General features: G+C 74.1%; 4 protein-coding genes and 1 pseudogene. 2 read left to right on the top strand and 3 right to left on the bottom strand.

What is annotated here, in order from left to right; translation table 11 throughout:
• A pseudogene (locus E1292_RS49585) lies at positions 1-619 on the bottom strand (hypothetical protein); the annotation flags it as partial.
• 478 nt (positions 620-1,097) lie between these two features.
• On the opposite strand from E1292_RS49585, the gene E1292_RS53240 reads away from it, so the two are divergent.
• Positions 1,098-1,424, top strand: coding sequence for a hypothetical protein (locus E1292_RS53240; RefSeq protein ID WP_220447459.1), 327 nt, complete (start codon positions 1,098-1,100; stop codon positions 1,422-1,424).
• Between the two features lie 81 nt (positions 1,425-1,505).
• A complete protein-coding gene (locus E1292_RS53235; protein WP_220447458.1) occupies positions 1,506-1,850 on the top strand; it encodes an FAD-dependent oxidoreductase in 345 nt (114 codons plus the stop codon).
• A 71-nt stretch (positions 1,851-1,921) separates the two neighbouring features.
• Here E1292_RS53235 and E1292_RS49575 read toward each other — a convergent pair whose 3' ends face one another.
• A complete protein-coding gene (locus E1292_RS49575) occupies positions 1,922-2,164 on the bottom strand; it encodes a hypothetical protein (protein WP_132606747.1) in 243 nt (80 codons plus the stop codon).
• A gap of 15 nt (positions 2,165-2,179) precedes the next feature.
• Positions 2,180-4,291 (bottom strand): hypothetical protein, encoded by a 2,112-nt coding sequence (locus tag E1292_RS56375; protein WP_181958427.1) that lies wholly within the window; start codon positions 4,289-4,291, stop codon positions 2,180-2,182.
• Positions 4,292-4,315: the final 24 nt, after the last annotated feature.

The following is a 4,315-nucleotide window of genomic DNA, read 5'->3' as shown; positions in this document are numbered from 1 at the left end:
CGACGGGGGTGGGCGCCGGGCCGGGGGCGCTGAGATAGGCGTACGCGCCGAACGCGCCGCCGCCGAGCAGGAGCACCGACAGGGCGACGATCACGCCGATGAGCACGGCGTTGTTGTTCCGGCCGCCCGGTGGCGGGGAACCGTAGGGCGGCGCGCCCGCCTGGTTGCCGTAGCCGTACTGTCCCGGCCCCTGGCCGTACTGCTGGCCGGCGCCCTGACCGTACGGTCCCGGGTTCTGGCCGTAAGGCGCCTGGCCCTGGCCGTACTGTCCGGGGTTCTGGCCGTGTTGACCCGCGCCCTGGCCGAATTGTCCCGGGTTCTGGCCGTGCTGGCCCGCGCCCTGGCCGTACTGTCCGGGGTTCTGGCCGTACTGGCTCCCGCCCTGGTCGTACGGTGTGGGCCCCTGGGCGGGCGGTTGCCCGTAGCCGGGGGGCGAGGCGCCTTGACCGGGGTGCGGCCCGGGACCCTGCTGGCCGGGCTGGCCGTACTGCTGATGGCCAGGGGCCTGAGGGGGACCGTATCCGGGCTGCGGGGTGCCCTGGCCTGATGGCGGCCCGTATCCCTGTTGCCCCTGTTGCCCCCAGGGCCCATGGGGCTGGGGTTGCTGCGGGTGTGCCATCAGTCCATTGTGGGGCAACCCAGCCTCACATGCGGCAATCACCCCATATTCCCCCTGACGGTGGGTATCGATCGTCCGGCGGGAGCCGTGACGGCCGCGCGGTCCGCGCCGTGCCGGCAGCCCCGCCAGGGAGCCGCCGAAGGCGCGTCAAGGGGCCGCTCCTCGCGGGTATCATCGCTTACCGTGAGCACGCATGTGCTTTACGTAAGCATGAAGGAGTGTGGACCCTGAACGAAAGCCCGTCAGCGGCCATGCCGCCAGAGCCGGCCGACGCGGGAGCGCCGAGACCGAGTCACGATCTCAGGGTGCCGGCGGAGGTGGTCGCCACGGCCGAGCAGGGGCTCGCCGGGGGAGGCCGCCCCAACAAGCGGGTTCTCGTCATCGGAACCGGGATGGCCGGGCTGGTCGCCGCCTACGAGCTGATGCGCCAGGGGCACGAGCCGGTCGTCCGGAGGCGCAGCAGCGGGTGGGCGGGCGCGTGCTCACCCTGCGAGGCTTCGCCCCCGGCCTGTACGCCGAGGCGGGCGCGATGCGGATCCCCCGCGTGCACGACCTCACGCTCGCCTACTGCGCGAAGTTCGGCCTGACCCTGCGCCCGTTCATTATGGGCAATCCCAGCGCCCTGGCCTACCTCCAGGGCGTCAGGACCACGATGGGGGAGCTGAACGCCGACCCCGGGCTCGTCGACTTCGACCTGGCCGAGCACGAACGCGGCCGCACCTACGAGGATCTGCGGCGCACCGCCACGCAGGAGATCCACGACCTGTACGCGCAGGAGGGTGAGGACGCGCTCGACCGCATCTGAGCCGAGTACGACCGCTACTCCATCCGCAGTTTCCTGCGTGAGCGCGGGTTCTCCGAGGGGGCCATCGAGCTCTACGGCGTGATGAGCTTCAGGGAGTCCAACCTCAACGCGGCGATCATCGAGCAGTTCCGCGAGATCATCGGGCGGGCGTTCGAGGACATGCAGGAGATCGAGGGCGGCGCCGACCGGCTGCCGACCGCCTTCTACGAGGAACTCAAGGCCCACATCAGGTTCGGACACGAGGTCACCGCCATCGAGCAGGACGACCACGCGGTCACCCTGCACGTCAGGACGGGCTCGGGCCGGACGACGCTCACCGGTGACCACGCCATCTGCACGATCCCGTTCTCGGTGCTGCGCGACAAGCGCGGCCCGCGCCGTTCACGAGGCGAGCTGAGCGCGGCCCGCGCCGTCCGCGAGGCGTAGCTGTGCGCGGCCCGCCCGTTCACGAGGCGAGTCGAGCGCGGCTCCGCCCGTCACGAGCCGAGCGCCACGCGTCAGCGGCCCGCCCGCTCGGCGTAGCGGTTGAGGTGGGCCGCCGCGGCGGTCAGGTCCGCGGCGGCGGCGGCGCAGGCGGCGAGGTGGGCGTTGAGCGCCTCGCGCAGCCATCGAGGCGCGATGTCGTCGGCCTCCAACCTCGCCCCGATCGTCTGCAGGCGTTCGGCGCAGTCGGCGAGCGCGCGGGCGTCGGACTGCAGGACCTGGGCATGGGCGGCGATCACCGTGGGATCGGCTGGCATGGCTCCTCGGAACGGTCAGGGGTTCGGCACGGGTACGGCGGCGTCCTGAAGCATCTGGCGGGTGCCGGCCGACAGGCACAGCAGCGGGCGGGCACCGTCGAGGCCCAGCTCGCGAAGCCGGTGGGCCAGCGGGTGCGCCGATCCCGGCTGAACGGTCAGCCGCAGCCGGGGGAGCGGGTGCAGGCGGCCGCGCCCGCGGGTGCGCACGCAGGAGCGCAGCGTCTCGCCCGCCGCTCCTCGCGCGTAGCCGACCTGGTCGAGGGCGTTCACGGGCAGCCAGGGGCCGAGCGGGCCGTGCAGGGTGAGCAGCCGGTCGCCGGGGCCGCCGACGGCGACGCGGACGCTCCTGGCGGTGAGCCCGAACTCCAGTGCCGCCAGATACGGCCCGGCGCCCCACAACCTCGGCCCCACGGCGTGGACGGCGGCGGTGTCGACCACGGAGCCCGCCATGAAGCTGCCCGAACACCGCCGGTCGGCCCTCCGCATCAGGTCCGCACCCCGGAGCGGACGGAGGCGGGGTGACCCGGTCCGCCAAGGGTCCGCCACGACGAGCCCGACGTGGAACTCGCGGTAGCCGCCCACGCTGGTGCGCCGGTTCCAGGAGGCGTGCACGGAGACGAGCGCGCGGCCCGCGACCCCGACGGCCCGGCCGAGGCCGGTCCCGTGCAGCAGGCGTGCGACCGCGGCGGTGTCCGCGGCGAAGTACGCCGTCAGAGCGCTGCCGTCCTCGCACCTGATCGGCAGCTCGACCGGCCCGTCGGGGCCGTCCACCGCGCGGGTGGGCACGGTGAGGAAGGGGAAGCCGCCGGGGCGCGGCGCGTGGTCGAACAGCCGGTACGCCTGCGAGCGCACGACCGGCCCCCGGTACGGCGCGAGCCGCGCGGCTATCAGGTCACGGGCTTCGGGCAGGTCATCGGCGAGGTTGGCGATGTAGCGGTCGATCCCGTGGCAGAGCGGGAACAGGTGCGTGGCGTCGGAGTAGTCCACCACGTACCAGTCGGGGTGCAGGTCGAAGCAGGCTCCCGCGCCCTGCCCGTCGAGGGTGGGGACGATGTCGTGCTGGTTGGTCACGCTGGCGACCCAGGTGCGGGGGTCGGCGGGCCGTTTGAAGTCGACGGGCGCGCCGACGGCGACGGCGTGGGTGACGGTGTGGCGGGCGCAGAACCCGGCGTCCTGGGCCAGGTTCATGATGGCCGCGCCGCCGGCGCTGTGACCGATGAGGGCCACCTCGGCGCCCTGCGGCAGGCCGTAGTCGCGGACGGCCGCGGCCAGCGCGCGGCTGTACGGGTTGCTGTCGAGCACGGTGCTGCTGAAGGCTCCGAGCAGGTCCTGGGGTGAGTCGTGATCGGGGCGCCCGGCCCGCATGCCGGGCGCCTGGACGACGTGGCGCACGACCCCGTCGGGGCCTTCGACGCTCTGGATGAGCGCCCGGCCCGTCGTGCCGAGCATGCTGATGTTGCGCAGGAAGCCGAGCAGCGACGCCTCTGAGCCGAGCCGGGCGGTCTCGGCCGCGGTCAGGCCGGTCCTGCGCGCGGCGCCCGCCCCCGTGTCGAGCGCCGCGACGGCCCGGTTGCTGATGCCGGTGATCGGGTCGGCGGTGGCGTGGCCCCCGCCGGTCGCGATCAGCCAGGCGGTGCGGTCGTTCAGCGGGTTCTCGTCCAGGAGCGCCCGCAGGGCGAGGACCTCGCCGAAGACCGGGGCGATCTGGCTGAGCGCGCGTACCGCGCCGCGGTCCTTGAGCAGGGCGCGCAGCGCGCGTACGGCCTCCAGATCGCGGTCGGCGGCGGCCGCCTCGACGAGCCGGACGATGAGCGGGTCGCGCGCCAGCTCGGGGTGCTCGGTGGCGACGGCGGCGATGCGCAGCCGCAGCGAGGTGGCCAGCACGCGGACGGCCAGGCTCTCCTGGCCCGCCAGCGAGCCCAGCCGCGCCGCCAGGGTGCCCAGCCGGCCGCCGGCGGGCGCGTACCCGAGAGCCCCGCCGTCGGTGAGGGCGTGCAGGAGCGCGCGGTGGGCCAGGAGGCCCGCCGCGGGAGCGTGGGGCAGGGCCGTGAGCAGGGCGCCGTCGGTCAGCGCGGCCGTGGCGTGCACTCCGGCCTGCCTGATGGTGATGGCCTGTCTCTTATACACTTCTGACGCTGCCGACGGCTAGTC

This window comes from Nonomuraea deserti (assembly GCF_004348685.1).
GTDB lineage: Bacteria > Actinomycetota > Actinomycetes > Streptosporangiales > Streptosporangiaceae > Nonomuraea > Nonomuraea deserti.
Note: the sequence above shows the minus strand (reverse complement) of the source record. Positions and strands in the feature narration are given on the sequence as shown.